Annotated in this window: 18 protein-coding genes; 13 read left to right on the forward strand and 5 right to left on the reverse strand. The window is 68.2% G+C overall.

Translation table 11 applies throughout. The features are described 5' to 3' along the window. Nucleotides 1-61 precede the first annotated feature (61 nt). Both NJ4_RS03420 and NJ4_RS03425 read left to right on the forward strand, forming a co-directional pair. Nucleotides 62-661, forward strand: a complete 600-nt coding sequence (locus tag NJ4_RS03420) for a nitroreductase family protein (protein WP_067430212.1) — start codon at nt 62-64, stop codon at nt 659-661. A gap of 9 nt (nt 662-670) precedes the next feature. Then, nucleotides 671-1,333, forward strand: a complete 663-nt coding sequence (locus NJ4_RS03425; RefSeq protein ID WP_067430216.1) for a hypothetical protein — start codon at nt 671-673, stop codon at nt 1,331-1,333. Nucleotides 1,334-1,337: 4 nt separating this feature from the next. Here NJ4_RS03425 and NJ4_RS03430 read toward each other — a convergent pair whose 3' ends face one another. From NJ4_RS03430 to NJ4_RS03445, 5 genes are all read right to left on the reverse strand, one after another. Beyond that, nucleotides 1,338-1,814: an SRPBCC family protein gene (locus NJ4_RS03430; RefSeq protein WP_067430219.1), complete on the reverse strand. Its 477-nt coding sequence runs from the start codon at nt 1,812-1,814 to the stop codon at nt 1,338-1,340. A gap of 89 nt (nt 1,815-1,903) precedes the next feature. Next, a complete protein-coding gene (locus NJ4_RS24980) occupies nt 1,904-2,017 on the reverse strand; it encodes a methionine/alanine import family NSS transporter small subunit (protein ID WP_082748141.1) in 114 nt (37 codons plus the stop codon). Then, complete coding sequence (locus tag NJ4_RS03435) at nt 2,014-3,612, reverse strand: sodium-dependent transporter (protein ID WP_082748142.1); 1,599 nt, start codon at nt 3,610-3,612, stop codon at nt 2,014-2,016. The genes NJ4_RS24980 and NJ4_RS03435 overlap by 4 nt, the downstream gene beginning before the upstream one ends. Nucleotides 3,613-3,779: 167 nt before the next feature. Continuing rightward, on the reverse strand, nt 3,780-6,134 hold the full coding sequence (locus NJ4_RS03440) for an MMPL family transporter (protein ID WP_067430222.1): 2,355 nt from the start codon (nt 6,132-6,134) through the stop codon (nt 3,780-3,782). Between the two features lie 105 nt (nt 6,135-6,239). Next, nucleotides 6,240-6,854, reverse strand: coding sequence for a TetR/AcrR family transcriptional regulator (locus tag NJ4_RS03445; RefSeq protein ID WP_067430224.1), 615 nt, complete (start codon nt 6,852-6,854; stop codon nt 6,240-6,242). A 114-nt stretch (nt 6,855-6,968) separates the two neighbouring features. Between NJ4_RS03445 and NJ4_RS03450 the strand changes: the two genes are divergently transcribed. The 11 genes from NJ4_RS03450 to NJ4_RS03500 all read left to right on the forward strand — a co-directional run bounded on the left by NJ4_RS03450 (nt 6,969) and on the right by NJ4_RS03500 (nt 18,174). Continuing rightward, entirely contained in the window at nt 6,969-8,351 is a 1,383-nt protein-coding gene (locus NJ4_RS03450; RefSeq protein ID WP_067430227.1) for an NAD-dependent malic enzyme, read from the forward strand. A 115-nt stretch (nt 8,352-8,466) separates the two neighbouring features. Next, nucleotides 8,467-9,111, forward strand: coding sequence for a PadR family transcriptional regulator (locus NJ4_RS03455; protein WP_245644433.1), 645 nt, complete (start codon nt 8,467-8,469; stop codon nt 9,109-9,111). A 99-nt stretch (nt 9,112-9,210) separates the two neighbouring features. Next, complete coding sequence (locus NJ4_RS03460) at nt 9,211-9,951, forward strand: maleylpyruvate isomerase family mycothiol-dependent enzyme (protein ID WP_067430230.1); 741 nt, start codon at nt 9,211-9,213, stop codon at nt 9,949-9,951. Nucleotides 9,952-9,987: 36 nt separating this feature from the next. Beyond that, nucleotides 9,988-10,785 (forward strand): AlkZ-related protein, encoded by a 798-nt coding sequence (locus NJ4_RS03465; RefSeq protein ID WP_067430233.1) that lies wholly within the window; start codon nt 9,988-9,990, stop codon nt 10,783-10,785. Between the two features lie 100 nt (nt 10,786-10,885). Beyond that, nucleotides 10,886-12,148: an ATP-grasp domain-containing protein gene (locus tag NJ4_RS03470; protein ID WP_067430236.1), complete on the forward strand. Its 1,263-nt coding sequence runs from the start codon at nt 10,886-10,888 to the stop codon at nt 12,146-12,148. Further along, a complete protein-coding gene (locus NJ4_RS03475) occupies nt 12,141-13,595 on the forward strand; it encodes a coproporphyrinogen-III oxidase family protein (protein ID WP_067430239.1) in 1,455 nt (484 codons plus the stop codon). The genes NJ4_RS03470 and NJ4_RS03475 overlap by 8 nt, the downstream gene beginning before the upstream one ends. Further along, nucleotides 13,592-14,812, forward strand: a complete 1,221-nt coding sequence (locus NJ4_RS03480) for an MFS transporter (RefSeq protein ID WP_217996734.1) — start codon at nt 13,592-13,594, stop codon at nt 14,810-14,812. The genes NJ4_RS03475 and NJ4_RS03480 overlap by 4 nt, the downstream gene beginning before the upstream one ends. Continuing rightward, entirely contained in the window at nt 14,809-16,002 is a 1,194-nt protein-coding gene (locus tag NJ4_RS25900) for an ATP-grasp domain-containing protein (RefSeq protein WP_067430242.1), read from the forward strand. Before NJ4_RS03480 ends, NJ4_RS25900 begins: the two co-directional genes overlap by 4 nt. Next, nucleotides 15,999-16,442 carry an adenosylmethionine decarboxylase gene (speD, locus tag NJ4_RS03490; RefSeq protein WP_067430245.1) on the forward strand — a complete coding sequence of 148 codons (444 nt, stop codon included), beginning with the start codon at nt 15,999-16,001 and terminating at the stop codon, nt 16,440-16,442. The genes NJ4_RS25900 and speD overlap by 4 nt, the downstream gene beginning before the upstream one ends. Then, on the forward strand, nt 16,439-17,146 hold the full coding sequence (locus NJ4_RS03495) for a DUF6875 domain-containing protein (RefSeq protein WP_067430248.1): 708 nt from the start codon (nt 16,439-16,441) through the stop codon (nt 17,144-17,146). The genes speD and NJ4_RS03495 overlap by 4 nt, the downstream gene beginning before the upstream one ends. Further along, on the forward strand, nt 17,143-18,174 hold the full coding sequence (locus NJ4_RS03500) for a methyltransferase (protein ID WP_067430251.1): 1,032 nt from the start codon (nt 17,143-17,145) through the stop codon (nt 18,172-18,174). The genes NJ4_RS03495 and NJ4_RS03500 overlap by 4 nt, the downstream gene beginning before the upstream one ends.

An 18,174-nucleotide genomic window follows, 5' to 3' on the forward strand; every position in this document is an offset into this window, starting at 1 on the left:
TCGGCCACGCCCCGCCGTGGCCGCGGCGGAATCACTCACGGCGTCGCGAGGTTGTGCCGACATGAGCACCCTGACCACCGGTGACCTGTCCGACGTCCTGCGCAACCGCCGCAGCCTCCGCGTCTTCGATCCGGCCCACGACCTCGATGACGCCGACCTGGCGCGACTGTTCCGCGCCGCCCAGTGGGCACCGTCGGCCGGCAACAGCCAACCGTGGAGCTTTCTGGTGGGCCGCCGCGGAGATCAGACCCACGGCCGCTTCGTGGCGCATCTGTCGGCCGGCAACCGCTCCTGGGTCCCGACCGCGAGCGCGGTCCTGGTCACCGCCCACCAGGTCGCCTCGGGCCCCGAGGAGGACGCGCCGGCCTACTCCGACTACGCGATGTACGACCTCGGTCAGGCGGTGGCGATGCTGACCGTGGAGGCCGGTCTGCTCGGCCTGACCGCGCACCAGTTCGCCGGCTTCGACCACGACGCGGTCGCCCTCGAGTTCGGCTTCCCTGCGCACTGGCGGGTCACCACGGCCGTTGCCATCGGTGCGTACGGCGACCCGGCCACCGCCGATCCGTCGCTCGCCGAACGGGACCAGCGGCCCCGGCTGCGCAAGCCACTGTCCGAGTTCGTGTTCGCCGGCACGTGGGGTGCGGCCGCAGGCCTGTAGTTTGGCCGGATGTCCAAGCCGTCACGGGTGTGGCCGCTGGTCGCGGTCGTCGTCCTCCTGTTCCTGATCAACCTGCCCCTGGGTCACCTGTGGTGGACCAGTCATCGCCTCGACACCGACGGGCAGACCACCACGGCGGCGGTCGACGAGGCCAAGCAGGTCGGCGGCGGCGACAGTGTCCGCTACTTCGTGACCTTCACCCTGCCCCGCGACGTGGACCCCGAGGAGCAGACGTACTCCGAGGAGGTCGACCGTTCGACGTTCCTGGGCGCCAAGGACACCAAGACCATCGAGGTGACCTATCTCGTCGGCAAACCGTCCGCGAACCGCACCGTGGGCCAGGTGCCGCCGGGCGACGTGGCCCTGCTGCTGACAGGCCTGGCCGACCTCGCGGTGCTGATGATGTTCGCCCTGATGATCTGGGTACGCCGCCACGACGTGCTCGAGCTGCTTGCCACCACGGACGTCGTACGGTGCAAGCCGGAGGACCTCATCGAGGACCTCGAGGGCGGCCAGCTGCTGGTGCGTGGTGACGTCATGGAGATCAACGACGACGACATCCTGATGATCTGCCGGGGCAAGAAGGTGCGGGTCATCCTCTGCGGGTTCGCCAATCCGGTCGGCCACCAGCAGCCGGCCGAGGCACGCGGCCGGAAGGTCCCGCCTCGCTGATCCGTCAGTCGTGGTCGACGGCGGCGATGATCTCCGGGTCGGAGCACGCCCTGGCGAAGGCGTTGATGCGAGCTCGGATCTCACGCCCCAGCAGCCACTGACCGATCGGCTCGGCGACGAGACGCAGCCATGTGGGGCGGACCGAGTAGGTGTACTTCCAGATCGCCTCGGTGCTGCCGTCCGCGGTCGGCTTGAACCGCCAGCCACCGCCGAACGAGGCGAAGAACCACGGACCCTTCACCATCGTCATGCCGACGCTGGTCGGCGGCCGGTAGGACGCGTACTGGCTGATCATGGTCGGCCCGACCCGCGCCCTGGTCAGGGTCTGAACCCCCTTGTCGGGAGCGTTGGCGCCGTGCAGGAAGTGCTGTTCGCGGATGAACGGGTCCCAGCGCAGGCGCAGCTCGCCGGTGGTCTGTGACACCGCGAAGGCCGTCGCCGGAGCAACCGGTACGACGACTCGTGCGTTCACCTGGGGCATGGCACGAGCCTGCCATGCCCCAGGCGGCCACCTCCGGGGGCGGGCCACCACCGACGAACCTTCGGCGGTGCCCACTGGTGATGACCGGGTCAGAGCTCGCTGCGGTCCTCAGGGGAGCGGGACAGGTTGATGATGGCGGCGAGCAGACCGCCCCAGATGACCGCCATGGCCAGGATCATGAGGACGATCGCCTCGGTGCTCATCGGTTCTCCTCCACGGTCTGGTCAACGGCAACGGGGATCTCGAGGCTGGTCTCGGGGCGCCACTTCACCAGTGAGGCGACCACGCCGCTGATGATCACGGCGGCGACCACGCCCCAGCCGAAGGTGCCCACCATCCAGTCCGGATAGTCGGTGTCGGGCAGTCCGTACTTCGTCTTGACCGTGTCGGTGAAGTCATTGATCAGCACGAACGCGAGTGCCAACGGGGTGATCACGGCGATCAGCGCGGGCCACCAGCCACGGATCGGGACCGAGCCGTGGGCGTTGAGGTGCTCCACGAAGTCGGGCAGTGCCCGGACGATCCAGATCAGGACCACCATGCTCACCACGGCCACCAGCAGGATGCCGAACTTGTTGATGAAGTTGTCGACGATGTCGAGCACGGACAACGCGCTCTTCGTGGAGAAGAAGAAGATGCTGATCACCGTGGCCGGCACGCAGACCGCCATGGTGGCGCCAAGGCGGGACAGCTCGAACTTGTCGCGGATGGCCGAGATGACGACCTCAAGGATGCTGACCAGCGACGTGATGCCGGCCAGGATCAGGGAGAGGAAGAAGAGCAGACCGATCACGACGCCGGCGGGCGCCTCGTTGATGATCGTCGGGAAGGCCACGAACGCCAGTCCCGGGCCGCCGGTGGCGACCTCGGAGATGTCGACGCCCTGCGCCTGGGCCATGAAGCCGAGGGCTGAGAAGACGCCGATGCCGCAGAGCAGCTCGAAGCTGGAGTTCGCGAAGCCGACCACCAGGCCGGAGCCGGTCATGTCGGTCTTGCGGCCGACGTACGAGGAGTAGGTGATCATGATGCCGAAGCCGATGGAGAGCGAGAAGAAGATCTGGGAGTAGGCCGCCGCCCACACGCCCGTGTCGCTCAGTGCGGCCCAGTCCGGGGTGAAGAGCGCGTTCAGGCCGTCGCCGGCACCGGGCAGGAACAACGACCGGACGACCAGGGCCAGGAAGGCGAGCACCAGCACCGGGATGAAGATCACCGAGGTGGCACCGACGCCCTTCTGGACGCCGAGCGCCATGATCAGCACGACCGCGATCCAGACGATGACCAGAGGGATCAGCAGGCCGGCCACGAACTCGGTGCTCAGGCCCTTGGCCGGGTCGGATGCCTGGAGGAAGTCGCCACCGAAGAACGCGTCGGGGTCGTCGCCCCAGCCCTTGTTGGTGGAGAAGATCGTGTAGCGAAGCGCCCAGGCGAGGATCGCGGCGTAGTAGAGCGCGATCACGAAGCAGATGCCCACCTGCCACCAGCCCAGCCACTCGGTCTTGGAGTGGGTGCGGGCGAAGGCGAGGGGTGCGGATCCGCGACTGCGATGGCCCATCACGTAGTCGAGCAGCAGGAACGGAATTCCGGCGGTCAGAAGCGCGATGATGTAGGGCAGGATGAACGCGCCGCCACCGTTCTCGTACGCCTCCATCGGGAAGCGCCAGATGTTCCCCAGACCGACGGCCGATCCGATCGCGGCGAAGATGAAGACCTTGCGCGAGGAGAAGGCCCCGCGCTTCGCCTCGATCGCCTGCTGGGTCGGAGCTGACGGGGGTTGGCTGGCTGGTGACTGGGTGCTCACTGGCGGTTCCTTCCGGGCTCGAATGGGTGGCTCGAGATCCAGGCCAGCATGCTAGGGAACTGTGACCGGCGCCACTTTGCGTCGTACCTGCGGGTAGGTGTAGACGCGCGACAGGGCCGCCCCCGCGTCGTGCGGGAACGGCCCTGTCATGGAAGGCGCTGACCGGCTCAGGCGTTGACCAGCTCGCGGTCCTCGTCGCCGCCGTCGAGCACGTCCTGCTTCAGGTGCGGGCGGTGCAGGTTCTCGCCCTCGACGTCCACGTTCGGCAGGATGCGGTCCAACCACCTCGGCAGGTACCAGGCCTTCTCGCCGAGCAGGTACATCACCGCGGGGATCAGCGTCATGCGTACGACGAACGCGTCGAAGATGACCGCGACGGCGAGCGCGAAGCCCATCGACTTGATGATCGGGTCGTCCTGCAGCATGAAGGCGGCGAAGACGGCGGTCATGATGACGGCGGCCGCGGCCACGACGCGGGCCGAGTTGCGGAAGCCGTCGATGACGGACTCGCGCGGGTCGGCGCCGTGCACGTGGGCTTCCCGGATGCGGGTGACCAGGAAGACCTGGTAGTCCATCGCGAGCCCGAAGACCACTCCGATCAGGAAGATCGGCATGAAGCTCACGATCGGCTGGCCCTCCATGATGCCGAAGGCGCCCTCCTGGAAGACCGCGACCGTTGCGCCGAGGGTGGCCAGCACCGAGAGCAGGAAGCCCAGGGTGGCGGTCAGCGGGACGAGGATCGACCGGAAGACCAGCATCAGCAGGATGAACGCGAGACCGATGACGACCGAGAGGTAGATCGGCAGCGCGTCGGCGAGCCGCTCGGACACGTCTGCGGTGATCGCGGTCAGGCCGGTGACGCCCGTGGTCGCGCCGGTCTGCTCCTCGATGTCGGACTGACCGGCACGCAGATCGGCGAGCAGGTCCTCGGTGGCAACCTCGTCGGGCCCGGAGGCCGGGATCACCATGACCATCGCGCCGGTGCCGTCCTCGTTGACCTGGGCGACCGAGGCGTTGACGACCTCGTCGCCACCGACCTTCTTGGCCCACTCGGCGACGTCGCCGAACGTCTGCTGGCGAGCGTCGGCGGCGACGTCGGTGGCGTCGACGACGAGCAGCATCGGGGCTTCGCGGCCGGGACCGAAGTTCTCGGTGAGCAGGTCGGAGGCCTTGCGCTGCGTGGTGTCGGTCGAGGAGGTGCTGTCGGTCGGGAACGCGAGGTGCAGGTTCTTCAGCGGCACGGCGAGGGCGCCGAGTGCCACGACCACGAGCAGCACGACCGCTACCGGACGCTTGCCCATGAGCCGGGCCCAGCGCACACCGTTGTTGACGATCTTGCCGTCGGCGTCGCGCTTGGGGTTGTACTTGCGCACCCGGCCACCGAACGCCTTCGACTTGAGCAGGCCGAGCACGGCCGGGAGCAGGGTCAGCGCGACCAGCACCGCGATCAGGACCGTGGCAGCGGCCGCGAGGCCCATGGCGGTCAGGAACGGGATGCGTACGACGGCCAGGGCGGCCAGCGCGATCAGCACGGTGAGGCCGGCGAAGACCACGGCCGAGCCGGCGGTTCCGACCGAGATGCCGACCGCTTCCTCACGGTCCTCGGTGTGGTGCAGCTCGGTTCGATAGCGGGCCAGGATGAACAGCGCGTAGTCGATGCCGACGGCGAGGCCGATCATCGTGGCCAGCATCGGGGTCGAGGAGCCGATGTCCATGAAGGCGGTCATCGCCGTGATGCCGGTGATCCCGAGTCCGACACCCCACATGGCGGTGACGATCGGCAGGCCGGCGCCGACGAGCGAGCCGAAGGTCAGGATCAGGACGAGCAGGGCCAGGCCGATGCCGATCAGCTCGGACGCGCCTCCGGGCGGGGCCATCGAGCTCATGCCGGCGCCGTTGGCCTCGACGGTGAGGCCGGCGTCGCGGGCCTTGTCCATCGAGTCCTTGACGGCGTCCTGGGTGGCGACCTTGACGTCCATCGGGGTCTCGACGTCGAAGTCGAAGGTGATCACGCCGACGCGGCTGTCGTCGCTGAGCGGCAGCATCGTCGCCATGCCCTCGAGCTGGGCGTCGGTGCTCGTGGCGGCCTCCGCCTTCGACGCGCCGCCCTCGACGGCAGCGTCGATCATCTGCTGGCGCTGGCCGTCCATCGCGGCCACCGGGTTCACCGGTGCCGTCGGGCTCGTCGCGTCGGGCATCTGCGGGTTGTCGGCCAGGTCCGTGACCAGGGCGTCGACCGCGTCGGCGTACTTCTGCTCCTTGAGGGTGTGGCCCTCGGGTGCAGCGACGACGACGCTGACGCTGGCCTGGTCGAAGGCGTCCACCGAATCGGGGAACAGCTTCTGCTGCAGGTCGGCGGCCTTCTCGGACGGGATGCCCGGGATCGAGAAGGCGTCAGTCATCGGCTTGGACATGGTGGCGGCGACACCTGCCACGCCCACCATGGCGATCAGCCAGGCGGCGAGGAAGATCGGCCAGCGCCGGTAGGCGGTCTTGCCGAGTCGGTAGAGCAGCGTTGCCATGGTGGTGGCTCCTGTGGGTGGGATGGCGGGATGTGACCCGTGGGATGGCGGGATGTGACCCGTGGGATGGCGGGATGTAACAGCGTGGGGAGAGGAGCGGGTGGGTCAGGCGAGCAGGTCGCGCAGGGTGGTGAGCGCTTCGACGAAGGCCACGTCGAGCTCGAGCTCGCGGTCCTCGTTGGCGAGGACGTCGTTGAGGGCCACGCCGTAGAGGCAGGCCAGCATCGAGATCAGGAGATGGGCGCGCCGGGCGCCGAACTCCTTGCCCTCGCGCTCGAGGATCAGCGCGGCGAACTTCTCGGCCACACCCTCGAAGCGTTCGTGGGCCGCGGCCATCAGACGGTGGTTGGCCTTGACGATCCGCCGGGCCACCTCGGCTTCATCGCGGGTGAACTCCTTGGTGCTGACCATGTGCACGAGGATCGAGCACAGGTCATCGATCAGGTTGCCCTCCGGGCCGCCTCGGGTGAACTCGGCGAGAACTTCCTCGTCGACGTCGGGCATGTTGCCCAACACGGCGTCGAGCTTGCCGGGGAAGTAGTTGAACAGGGTCCGGCGGGAGACACCGGCCGCCTCGGCGAGCTCGTCCATCGTGAAGCCGTCGAAACCGTGGAGGTCGGTCAGCTGCTGCGCACACACGGTGATGCGGTGGCCCGTGGTCATCTTGCGCAGCGCAAGGCCGTGGGTGGTTGCCCCGGCGGGATCTGCACTTTCGCTCATGAAGTGCAGTTTTGCACTTCATGAGGGTGGAGTGCAATTCATTGGTGGTGTGACCTCGCCCACCCGTGAGCGTGCGACTTGCCGGTAACCCTCGACCGGGAGGATTCTTTGCCCATGGCCGCCACCGCTTCGTCGTACTCGATCACCATGCGCCTCTACACCGCGCCCGACCACGGAGTGGTGGGCACGGTCGCGACCGAGCTCGCCCGGGCGGGCGGCGTCGTCACCGCGATCGACGTCGCGGAGTCCAGCCACGACCGGCTGGTCGTCGACGTGACCTGCTCGGCAGGCGACGAGGCGCACTCGAAGGAACTCGTCGAGAAGGTCCGCGCACTTGAGGGCGTCGAGGTGCACAAGGTCTCCGACCGCACCTTCCTGATCCACCTCGGCGGCAAGATCGAGGTCACCTCGAAGGTTCCGCTGAAGACCCGCGACGACCTGTCGATGGCCTACACGCCCGGCGTGGGTCGGGTGTCGATGGCGATCTACGAGAACCCCGACGACGTCTCGCGGCTGACCATCAAGGGCAACTCGGTGGCCGTGGTCACCGACGGCTCCGCTGTGCTCGGTCTGGGCAACATCGGGCCCGGCGCGGCCCTGCCGGTGATGGAGGGCAAGGCCGCACTGTTCAAGAAGTTCGCCAACATCGACGCCTGGCCGATCTGCCTGGCCAGCCAGGACACCGACGAGATCGTGCGTGCGGTCGAGATGATCGCCCCGGGCTTCGGTGGCATCAACCTCGAGGACATCGCCGCCCCGCGGTGCTTCGAGATCGAGGCACGGTTGCGCGAGTCGCTCGACATCCCGGTCTTCCACGACGACCAGCACGGCACCGCGATCGTCGTACTCGCCGCGTTGACCAACGCCCTGCGCGTGGTCGGCAAGCAGATCGGCGACATCCGCATCGTGGTGGCCGGCGGTGGCGCGGCCGGCTCGGCCATCGTGACGCTGCTCCTCGCCGGCGGAGCCAAGGACGTCAGCGTGTGGGACCGCGAGGGCCTGCTCTGCCGCGACGACACCGCGCTCTCACCGGCCAAGGCCGATCTGGCCGCGCGCACCAACCCGCACCTGCGGCGCGGTGACCTGCAGGCCGCGCTCGACGGCGCCGACGTCTTCATCGGCGTCTCGGGGCCGGGTGTGCTGAAGCCCGAGTGGATCAGCACGATGAACGAGGGCTCGATCGTCTTCGCCCTGGCCAACCCGGACCCCGAGGTCGACCCGGCCGAGGCCGCCAAGTACGCCGCCGTGGTGGCCTCGGGCCGCTCGGACTACCCGAACCAGATCAACAACGTGCTGGCCTTCCCCGGCGTCTTCCGGGGGCTGCTCGACGCCCGTGCCGACGAGGTCACCACCGAGATGCTGCTGCGCGCGGCCGAGGCGATCGCCCACGTGGTCACCGACGAGGAGATCCACCCGTCGTTCATCATTCCCAGCGTCTTCCACCCCGACGTGCCCAAGGCCGTGGCCGCCGCGATCAGCGGCAAGCCGGTCAGCTGACCCTCCCCGGATGTAGGGCGGGGTTGTGGTCGCTCCGCACGCGTTGTGACACCGCGCGAGCGACCACGGCACCGCACACGTGGCGCGGCCGCGGTGAGTGCCTACACTCGGGCGCATGGCCGGCTCCGAGACGCGCATGCTGCTGCTGGGTGCAGTGGCGATGTTCGGGCCGATCAACGGCTACCAGATCCGCCGAGAGCTGGTCTCGTGGGAGATCGACAAGTGGGCGCACGTGAACCCCGGGTCGATCTACAACGGCCTGACCACGCTCGCGCGTCAGGGCCACCTCGAGCGCCACGACCTGGTCGACGGCACCCGTGAGGTCGCGGTCTACGAGATCACCACGAAGGGCCGGGCCGAGCTGTTGCAGCTGATGGTGCGCGCGCTCGAGGAGGTCGACCCCTACGACCGGGTCGCCTTCCACACCGCCTTCGCCATGTTGCCCCTGCTCGACCGGGCGCAGGTCGTGCACAGCCTGGAGGTGCGCAAGCGGGTGCTCCAGGAGACCCTCGACGGCTTCCCTTCTCCGCGCCACGTCGGGCCTGAGTACGGCCCGCCTCACGCCTTCCGGTCGCTCATGCTCTGGCGCGACTCGGTGGCCACCGAGCTTGCCTGGCTGGCCGCCACCCTGCGCGAGATCGCATCGGGTGCGTTGAAGTTCGAGCAGGGTGAGGACTGGGGTTGGGAGCCGCCGTCGGACGACCCCGGCTGGCAGATGAACGTCGACCGCGAGAGGTACCGCGCGCTCCTCGACCGCTGAGCCCGCGACGAATGGGAGGTACGACCACGCAGGGGTCGTCGCTGCGCGGGTGCGAAATAATCGCGCGCGCCGGCCTTCGGAAACTGGGACGCTGATGACATGGCCACCGAGCTCACCCAGGCGCAGCACCTCGAAGGACTTCGTGCCGCCCTGGTCGCCTTCACGCGGTACGCCGACCGTGCCGGCCTGCGTGCCTCGGTGCCGACGACTCCGGACTGGACGGTGCGCAAGCTGGTCGTGCACCAGGGCATGGTGCACCGCTGGGCCGCGGCGTTGGTGCGGGGCGACCCGGCCGAGCCGGAACGCTACGAGCGCGAGGGCCAGGCTGCCATCGATCCGCTCGACTGGCTGCGTGACGGCGCCATCGAGGTGGTCACCGCGATCAGCGTCGCGGCCGACGACCTGGCCGCGCCGGTGTTCCTCAACGACGCCCCGCCCGCGCGCGAGTTCTGGGCCCGGCGGCAGTGCCACGAGACCACGATCCATGCGGTCGACGCGCTCTCGGCGGCGCTGGGCCGCTATCCGAAGGCCGCCGACACGTGGATCAGCGACGAGGTCGCGCTCGACGGGATCGACGAGTTGCTGACCGGTTTCCTGACTCGCGAGAGGTCACGCCTGCGCTCGCCGGATCCGATGACGATCGCCGTACGTCCCGAGGGGACGGAGCTCGGCTGGGAGGTCGCGGTGAGCACGAACCCCGCCGTCACCCGACGTACGTCGCACCCGCACGGCGACGTCGAGCTGACCGGATCCCCGGTGTCGCTCTACTTGGCGTTGTGGAATCGTTCGGACGAGATCCCGGCGCCGGAGCTCTGGCAGGATGCGGCCGTCACCTGGTGACGAGACCCAGCAGATCCTCGAAGATCGGGAGAATCCGTGGCCGACGGCACCATGTCAAGCAACCGCGACGCGTCGCTGGAGGCCCGGCGTCTCGCCCGGTGGGGCATGGACCAACCACCCATCCGGACCGCCGCCGAGGCGGCGGCATACGTGGACGACGTCGGGATCCTGCTGCTGTTCGGTGATGCGAAGGCGAGCTTCCCGTCATTGCGCGAGGTGGCGCGAGACGAGAACGCCGCCATGCTGCCGGCGGGTTGGGGGGAGGACCTGGAACGGGTCTGGACGTGGAAGGACCAGTTCCCGGTGGAGGGCGCAGCCTGGTGCGGCCGATTCCTGATGGGGCGACAGTCCCTGCTGTCGCCGCGGATGCTGCAGTGCCTCTATCCCGGCGACGGCGCCGAGAGCGACTTCGAATCGGTGGAGCTCAGCGACACCGCAACCCGGGTGGCGCGCCACCTGCACGACCACGGCCCGACATCGATGCGCACCCTGCGCTCGGTCCACGGCCTCGACTCGCGGGCGAGCCAGCGCATCCTCACCGAGCTCGGGCGCGCCCTGGTGGTGACCAACTTCGGCACCGCCCAGGATGGGCCGGGCTGGGCCAGCGGCGTCATCGAACTGACCACGCGCGCCTTCTCTCTGCAGGCCGGTCCTCCGTTGCCGGACAGGCAGAGGCTCGCCGCCACCCAGTTCGTCGACACGATGGTCGAGACGAACGCGCGCGAACTCGGCCGCGCCCTCAGGTGGTCGCGGGCCGACGCGGAGCGAACGCTGGATGAACTGATTGCTGCGCGGACTCTGCGCCAGATGAATTGCGGCACAACTCTCATGTAGCGACAAATTCTTGGGCGGGAACCATTGCGTCGCCCTGTGGGCGCACGCTAGCGTCCCCGTGCCGGGTCCATCGGGGGACCTGAGACTCGGGGAGAGGGTTATGGCGTTTTCGGGCCGCCAGCATGTCGTGCTGATCGACCCTGTGCTCACGGGGGACGGCTTCCTTCGCGCCTGTCACCAGCGTGGGTTCGCCGTCACCGCGGTCTACACCCTGGGAGCCGAGGTCCTCGACGCCGTGGCACGGGAGCGCCGCAACGGCACTCACGCGGTGGTGCATGCGAGCTCGGTCGCGGACATCCTTGCCCTGGTCGAACGCCCCGTTCACGCCGTCGTCGCCGCCACCGAGCCGGGGGTCGCCCTTGCCGACGGCGTGGCGCATGCGCTGGGCCTTCCCGGCAACGACCCCGCCACGGCTCCGGCTCGACGCTACAAGGATGCGATGCGCAACCACGCCCGCGCCGTGGGACTGCCGGTGCCGCGGTTCGAGGTCGTGCCGGGCGGATCCGAAGCCGCCCGGCCCGACGCGCTGTTCCTGGCCGCCCAGCGAATCGGGTTCCCGGCGATCATCAAACCGACCTCGGGTGCGGCCGCGCACGGTGTGCAGGTTCTGCGGAACGCGGACGACGCCCGTCGCCTGCTGGGTTCGCCGCAGAGCCGCGACATCTTCGGTCACCGGATCAGTGGCTGGGTCGTCGAGGAGTACCTGTCCGGCCGCGAGCTCGCCGTGAACTGCTTCAGTGACGGGGTCGAGCACCACGTGCTCGACATCTGGGAGTACCAGCAGCCGGTGGAGGGGCCCTACGACCAGCCCTACTGGAACCTCATCCAGATCACCGCCGAGGACGCCGACTGGGCGGGCGTCGTACGAGCCGTGCAGCAGATCCTGACCGAGTTCGGGGTCTGCATCGGCCCCAGCCACACCGAGGTCAAGGTCACCGCCGACGGCGTCCGCCTGATCGAGGTCGGCGCGCGACTCCCGGGCGCCCGGATGACCGATCACTGGGCGCAGCACAGCGGGTTCGACGCGTACGACGAGACCGTGTCGGCCTTCCTCGACCCGGCCTCGCTCACCACGAGGGACAAGCTCCCGCACTTCGACGCCAGGCTCGGCATCTGCTGCCTGCGCAACGACGGCCTCGAGGGCCGGCTGGAGTCCCTGCGCGGTGCGGACGCGGTCGCCGGGATTCCCCAGGTGGATGCCCTCCACCTCAACTACCAGGTCGGCGACCGAGTCCCGGTCACCACGGATCTGAACAGCTTGTTCGGCAAGGCGCTGGTCTCGGCCGACACGGTCGAGGACCTTCTACGGGTGCACGAGAACGTTCGAAAGACAATCGAAATGGAGATCTCAACGCATGGTTAACCTCATCTCGGGAAAGAAGTCGTTCATCAAGTTCGACGAGCAGTTCCCGGTCTACAACTGGCTCTACCCGATGAAGGGTCAGGACCTGGACGTCATCACTCATCAGAAGCTGTTCGGGGCCGTGGACGTCAGCCGGGTGCGCAACCGTGCGCTCTACTTCCACATCCCCTTCTGCGAGACGATCTGCACGTTCTGCACCCTCAATCGTGGGCTCGGCGCGCCGGGCGACGAAGCCATCGAGCTCTACGTCCAGGCGTTGATCAAGGAGATCCGGATCAAGGCCGCCTACGAGTCGATCACGAGCCGTCCGATCACCGCGATCTTCTTCGGCGGTGGGACGCCGACCACTCTCACGGCCGGTCAGATCCGTCGCATCGGGGCTGCCATCCACGACAACTTCGACCTGTCGGCGCTGGAGGAGTTCACCTTCGAGATGGAGGTGAAGAGCATCGACGAGGAGAAGGTCGTCGCGATGCGCGACATCGGGGTCAACAAGGCGCGGTTCGGTCTGCAGACCTTCGATCCCGTCTACCGCGAGCTGTTCAACATCACCGCAACCCTCGATCAGACCTACGAGGCGGCCGAGCTGCTGAAGAGCTACTTCGACTACACCAGCTTCGACATCATCTACGGGATGCACGGTCAGACGATCGAGCAGCTCTCGACCGAGATCCAGCGGGCCGTGGACCTCGGCACCGAGACCATCGAGTTCTACCCGATCACCAACGTCGTCACGCAGGCCTCGCTGCACCACGGCTACGTGCGGCGCGACCTGCAGCCGTTGAGCTTCATGACCAAGATGGCCTACTCGGTGTATCTCAACGAGTACATCCGTGCCTGCGGATTCCAGCAGCACAACGGAAACGGCTTCTACCGGGTCCCGGAGGGTCAGGACTTCGCGTCGACCTTCGTCTCCCGCGACTACACGAACGTCTACAACAGCTTCTTCTGGGCGCACTACGACGACGACCTGATCGGCTTCGGCAACTCGGCCATCTCCCAGACCGGCGTCTACACGGTGATGAACGACGAGAACCGGGCGACCTACACCCGGTCGCTCCTGGACCACAACGACTTCAAGATCAACGTCACCGTCGCCGACGACATCCCCTACGAGAAGGGCATCGTCTTCCGGCTGCCCTACTTCGGGTGGCTGGAGAAGGGCCGCGTGGAGTGGGACAAGGTGCCGGCCGAGGTGATGACGAAGCTCGGTGACCTGATCGGTGAGGGGCTGGTCGTGGAGAAGGACACCGAGTACCAGATCACCGAGCTGGGCTGGCTCTGGTACGTGAACATGATGTATCACCTGTCGCCGGCGTCCGACCAACGGATCCTCGACGACTTCGTCGACCACAAGAGCAAGATCCGTGGCATCACCGACGGCAACCGGGCGATGGACCTGCCGTTGCTCGACATCGGCCGCGTTCCCGCGGGGGTCAGTCGGTGAACGACTCGAGCGCTCCGATCACCGACCCGGCACACAAGCGTGCGGTTCGAATCCTCGTGGCCGGGAGCCTGCTGAACGCGATCGCGTTCTTCTCCGCCGCGCCCTTCCTGACCCTGTATCTCTCTGCCAACAGCCACCTGAGCCTGCCGGTGATCGGTGCCGTGGTCGGCTCCGTCGCCCTGGTCGCCGCAGTCGGCGGAGTGGTCGGCGGCATCATCGTCGACCGCACGGGCGCCGTGCGCTGGATCGTGTTCGGTCTCGTGATCTACGCCGGGGTGTACGCCGGCCTGGCGATCGTCGACCAGACCTGGGTCATCGTCACCCTGATCGTGCTGATCGGCGTCGGGCGTCTCTTCGTGGAGCCCGCGACGAAGAAGCTGCTCTCGCTCGCCGCGGGTGAGGGCGGGGGGCTGTTCCGGGTCCGCTACATCACGCTGTGTCTGGGCGCGATCGTCGGCCCGGCCATCGGTGGCCTGCTCTATCTGGCCGGCCCGGTCTATCTCTTCAGCCTGCCGTGCGTCCTGCTGCTCGGCTACGCCGCGCTGGTGCTCTCCCAGGCAGAGACCCTGAGCGCGTTGGAGGGTGAGCCCGGGACGGGTGACCTGGGCACCTTCCGGTTCGCGGAGGTGGCCCGGGACCGTCGTCTGCTCGCGGCCATCGGTGCCGGCCTGGTGACGTTCTTCGTCTTCTCCCAGATCGACTCGATCGTGCCGGTGTTCATCGACCGGGAGGAGGGAGAGTCCGCCGTCGGCTACTTCGCCGCTCTCCTGATCGCCAATGCGGTGCTCGCGATCGTGCTGCAGGCCCCCATCGAGTGGGCGAGCAAGCGCATGTCACGCAGCGCCCTGGTGGTCACGGGATGTGTCGGGTTCGCCGTCGGCCTGCTCCTCTTCGCCGCGCTCCCGATCCACCCGGCGCTGCTGTACGCCGGCATCTTCTTCTGGACCGTGGGCGAGGCGATCCTGCTCCCCATGCCCGACATTGCGATCCACGAGCTCGCCGACGAGAGCCGGCGAGGGGCGTACTTCGGCCTGGGTGAGCTGCGCTATCTCGGGTTCTTCCTGGGGCCCATTACCGGCGGTGCCCTGCTGGGCAGCGGAGCGATGCTCTACTTCGGCGTGATGGCCGTGGCGATCTTCCTGAGCGTGCCCCTGCTCGCCAGGGCCGCGTCCTCGGGCCGGGTTCCGGCGGTGGCCGAAGCGGCGAGCGTCGCATGATCATCGTCTGCTGCCGGGTGCCGGTGGAGCTGACACCCTTGGGGGACTGGCTCGGCGAGGTGGCCGATGACCTGGTGATCGTGACCAGTGCCGAGAGGGCCGCCGGCTACCAGGGCGCCGCCCGGGAAGTCGTGGCCGTCGAGGACTACAGCTCCACACCGGACGTGATCGAGGTCCTTCGTCACCTGTGTCGCCGCGAGAGTGTCACCGCGATCGTGCACGTCACCGAGGAGGACATCCTCCGCGTGGCACAGGTGCGTGCCGAATTCGGCATCCCCGGCCTGGATGCCTCGGCAGCACTGGCGTTTCGCGACAAGGCGACGATGAAGGCACAGGTCTCGGGCGTCACGGTTCCCGCACACCACACGCCGACCGACGCCGCGGATGGGGAACGGTTCGCCGAGCGGGTCGGTTGGCCGATCGTGGTCAAGCCTCGCTTCGGGTACGCGTCCACCGACGTACGGGTCGTCGCCGACGCCGTGGCGCTCCGCGACCAGTTGTCGGACCGTCCCTACGACGACCTGCTCCTCGAGGAGTTCGTCCCGGGGGCCGTCTTCCACGTCGACGGGGTCATGGAGAGCGGTCAGGTGCTCTGGGCCTGCCCCTCGAAGTACGTCGACACGCCGCTCGCCTACCTGGAAGCTCGTCCGTTGGGGAGTGTGCAGCTCGACGACGGGCCACTGGCCGAGAGGCTGGTGGAGTTCGCGGACACGGTGGCGGCCACGATGCCGAAGACGCCGTGGTCGATGTTCCACCTTGAGGTGATCGAGCACGCCGACACCAAGGAGCTCTACTTCTGCGAGGTTGCCGCGCGGCTCGGCGGGGGACACATCCCTCAGGCACTCACCCTTCGGACCGGTGTGAACCCGGCACGGGCCTGGTTGCGTCAACAGTCCGGTCTCGACCCCGAGGTCGAGGCCCTCGCCCTCGACGGGGACAGGTTCGGGTTCCTGCTGGTGCCACCGAAGTCCGGCAGGCTCCTGGGGATCGAGGAGCAACCACTTCCTGACTACGTCTGCGAACACCACGTCGACGTCACGCTCGATCGGACGGCCTCCGCCGCCGCCTCGAGCATCGACACCGCACTGAGCTACATCGTCACCGGGCCGTCGGAGACGGTCGTCGAGCAACGCCTCGCCGTGTGCGCACAGCTGGCGACAACGACGCTTCATTGGGGGGAAGAACGTTGAACTACAGCTTCCTGGGCACGCATGTGCTCGCCGACATCTACGACATCGACGACCTGACCGTGCGTGACAACGCTCTCGTGCTCGAGGCCCTGCGCAAGGGGATCCGCGCCAGCAACGCCACCCTGTGCGACGTCTCGGTGAAGGAGTTCGATCCCGCTGGAATGACGGCGATGTTCCTGCTCGCCGAGTCGCACGTGGCCGTGCACACCTATCCGGACGCGGGCTCGCTCTTCGTGGACGCCTTCACCTGCGGAACGACGTGCCAGCCGACGCGCATCATCGAGGAGTTGGTCGCCGTGCTCGGGCCGGTCAAGCATCGAATGAGTGTGCTCCAGCGCGGGTTGCCGGCGATGGCGGGTGGCTCCAGGCTGGCCACGCCCGTGGGCGCAGCGGCGGTCGACCTGGCCGGAGTCGCCTCCGATCGACCTCTCGTCTCGTGACCGCCCAGGTGCCCCTGCTCGAGACGCTCGAGCAGGAGGGCGGTGACCGACGGGGGATCACGGTCTCGGCGGCCGATGTCCCGCTGTCCCGCATCATCTCTGACCTGAGCGAGGTCGAGCGCTGGCTCAGCGACTACGTCGCCCAGCCCCACTCCGAGATCGGTCGCACCGGAGCCGTGTGCCCGTTCGTCGCGCCTTCGATCGACGCCGGCTCGATGATGATTCGGCTCGACTACGCGGTCACGGGACACCAGGTCGACGAGCTGGTCGCGTCGCTGATGGCTCACGTCAACGAGTTCGCGTCGGCCGCCGTACCGGAACGCAAGCGGCTGCTGCGATCGGTCCTGGTGGTGCTGCCGTGCCTGACCGGCTCGGGCCGGGCGAACCTCGATGCCACCTACTCCGTGCTGAAGGCCAGCGCCGTGAGACGGGGACTCATGGTCGGGCAGTTCCACGAGGACTGCGACCAGCGGGCGATCCGCAACAGCGGCTTCCGGGTCTCCCGATCCCCGGTCCCGCTGTTGGCGGTGCGCTTCATGGCGCTGCACGACATCCTCTTCCTGGGAGAGGACCGGCGCATGTTCGAGGAGTACAGGCGTCGCTTCGGCAGGCACCATGACACCGGCCGGGTGCGTGACGCCTCGCTGCGGACGGCGTACGCCGCGGCAATGCACGCCCACCCTGACTCCGTGAGGCCGTCATGACGACGCCACCGGCACCGGCCGAGTTGGACACCGCTCGCGGCGTGCGTGCGCTGCTGATCGGCAAGCTGCTCTCGCAGAGTCTCACGACCTTCGCCGAGCTCGGTGTGGCCGAGCTGCTGGACCGTCGGCCGATGACCGGCGACGAGCTCGCGGACGCCCTGGACGCCGATCCGCAGGTGCTGACCCAGTTGCTCCGCGCCCTGGTTCCCTTCGACGTGGTCTGCCACCACTCGGTCAGCGATCGGTTCTCCTTGGGCAGTCTCGGGGCGGCGTTGAGGCGTGGCGTGCCGGGATCGGCGTACGCGAGCGCGCTGCTGGCCGGGGGTCCGATGGGACGCGCGTGGTCCGCGCTGACCGAGTCGGTCCGAACCGGAAGGCCGGCCTTCGAGGTGGCCCACGGCGTCGATCTGTTCACGGCGCTGGACTCCGAGGCCGGCCTGAGACGACTGTTCCACGAGTCGCAGGAGCACGATCTCGAACTGTCGATCGAGAGCCTGCTGCGGGTGATCGACGTCCCGGAGGAGGCGGTCATCATGGACGTCGGCGGAGGCGAGGGCGCGTTCCTGGAGAGGTTGACGACGGCCACCGGCGCTGAGGGGATCCTGATGGACACGCCCGCCACCGTCGAGGGCGTTCCTGCCCGGCGGCGGGCGCACATGCGGGTCGTTCCGGGTGACTTCTTCGACTCCGTGCCGACCGGCGCGGACGTCGTCGTCCTGCGTGACATCCTCCACGACTGGGGTGACGAGGCGGCCGCGCGGATCCTGACGGTCTGCCGTGAGGCGATCGTCGCCGACGGGCGGATCCTCGTCGTCGAGCGCACTCTGAGCAGCGCCCCGGAGTCCACGGGCCCGCTGTCCGCGGACAGCCTGGCGCCGTTGATGGACCTCTACATGGTCACCGTCCTGGGCGGTCGCGAACGATCGGTCGAGGACTACCGAGCCCTCGCCACGAAGGCCGACCTGGTCGAAAGGGCGATGGCGATCCTTCCTGACGGCACCATGGTCCTGGAGCTCGGTGTGTGCTGA

The sequence above is a fragment of the Nocardioides jensenii JCM 1364 = NBRC 14755 genome, from assembly GCF_001552535.1.
Classification (GTDB): domain Bacteria; phylum Actinomycetota; class Actinomycetes; order Propionibacteriales; family Nocardioidaceae; genus Nocardioides; species Nocardioides jensenii.

Coding starts and splice junctions, on each gene's coding strand:
- NJ4_RS03470 (WP_067430236.1), top strand. CDS start 10,886: ATGGCGTTTTCGGGCCGCCAGCATGTCGTGCTGATCGACCCTGTGCTC.
- NJ4_RS03475 (WP_067430239.1), top strand. CDS start 12,141: ATGGTTAACCTCATCTCGGGAAAGAAGTCGTTCATCAAGTTCGACGAG.
- NJ4_RS03440 (WP_067430222.1), bottom strand. CDS start 6,134: ATGGCAACGCTGCTCTACCGACTCGGCAAGACCGCCTACCGGCGCTGG.
- NJ4_RS03500 (WP_067430251.1), top strand. CDS start 17,143: ATGACGACGCCACCGGCACCGGCCGAGTTGGACACCGCTCGCGGCGTG.
- NJ4_RS03445 (WP_067430224.1), bottom strand. CDS start 6,854: ATGAGCGAAAGTGCAGATCCCGCCGGGGCAACCACCCACGGCCTTGCG.
- NJ4_RS03430 (WP_067430219.1), bottom strand. CDS start 1,814: ATGCCCCAGGTGAACGCACGAGTCGTCGTACCGGTTGCTCCGGCGACG.
- NJ4_RS03420 (WP_067430212.1), top strand. CDS start 62: ATGAGCACCCTGACCACCGGTGACCTGTCCGACGTCCTGCGCAACCGC.
- NJ4_RS03460 (WP_067430230.1), top strand. CDS start 9,211: ATGGCCACCGAGCTCACCCAGGCGCAGCACCTCGAAGGACTTCGTGCC.
- NJ4_RS03455 (WP_245644433.1), top strand. CDS start 8,467: ATGGCCGGCTCCGAGACGCGCATGCTGCTGCTGGGTGCAGTGGCGATG.
- NJ4_RS03425 (WP_067430216.1), top strand. CDS start 671: ATGTCCAAGCCGTCACGGGTGTGGCCGCTGGTCGCGGTCGTCGTCCTC.
- NJ4_RS03450 (WP_067430227.1), top strand. CDS start 6,969: ATGGCCGCCACCGCTTCGTCGTACTCGATCACCATGCGCCTCTACACC.
- NJ4_RS25900 (WP_067430242.1), top strand. CDS start 14,809: ATGATCATCGTCTGCTGCCGGGTGCCGGTGGAGCTGACACCCTTGGGG.
- NJ4_RS24980 (WP_082748141.1), bottom strand. CDS start 2,017: ATGAGCACCGAGGCGATCGTCCTCATGATCCTGGCCATGGCGGTCATC.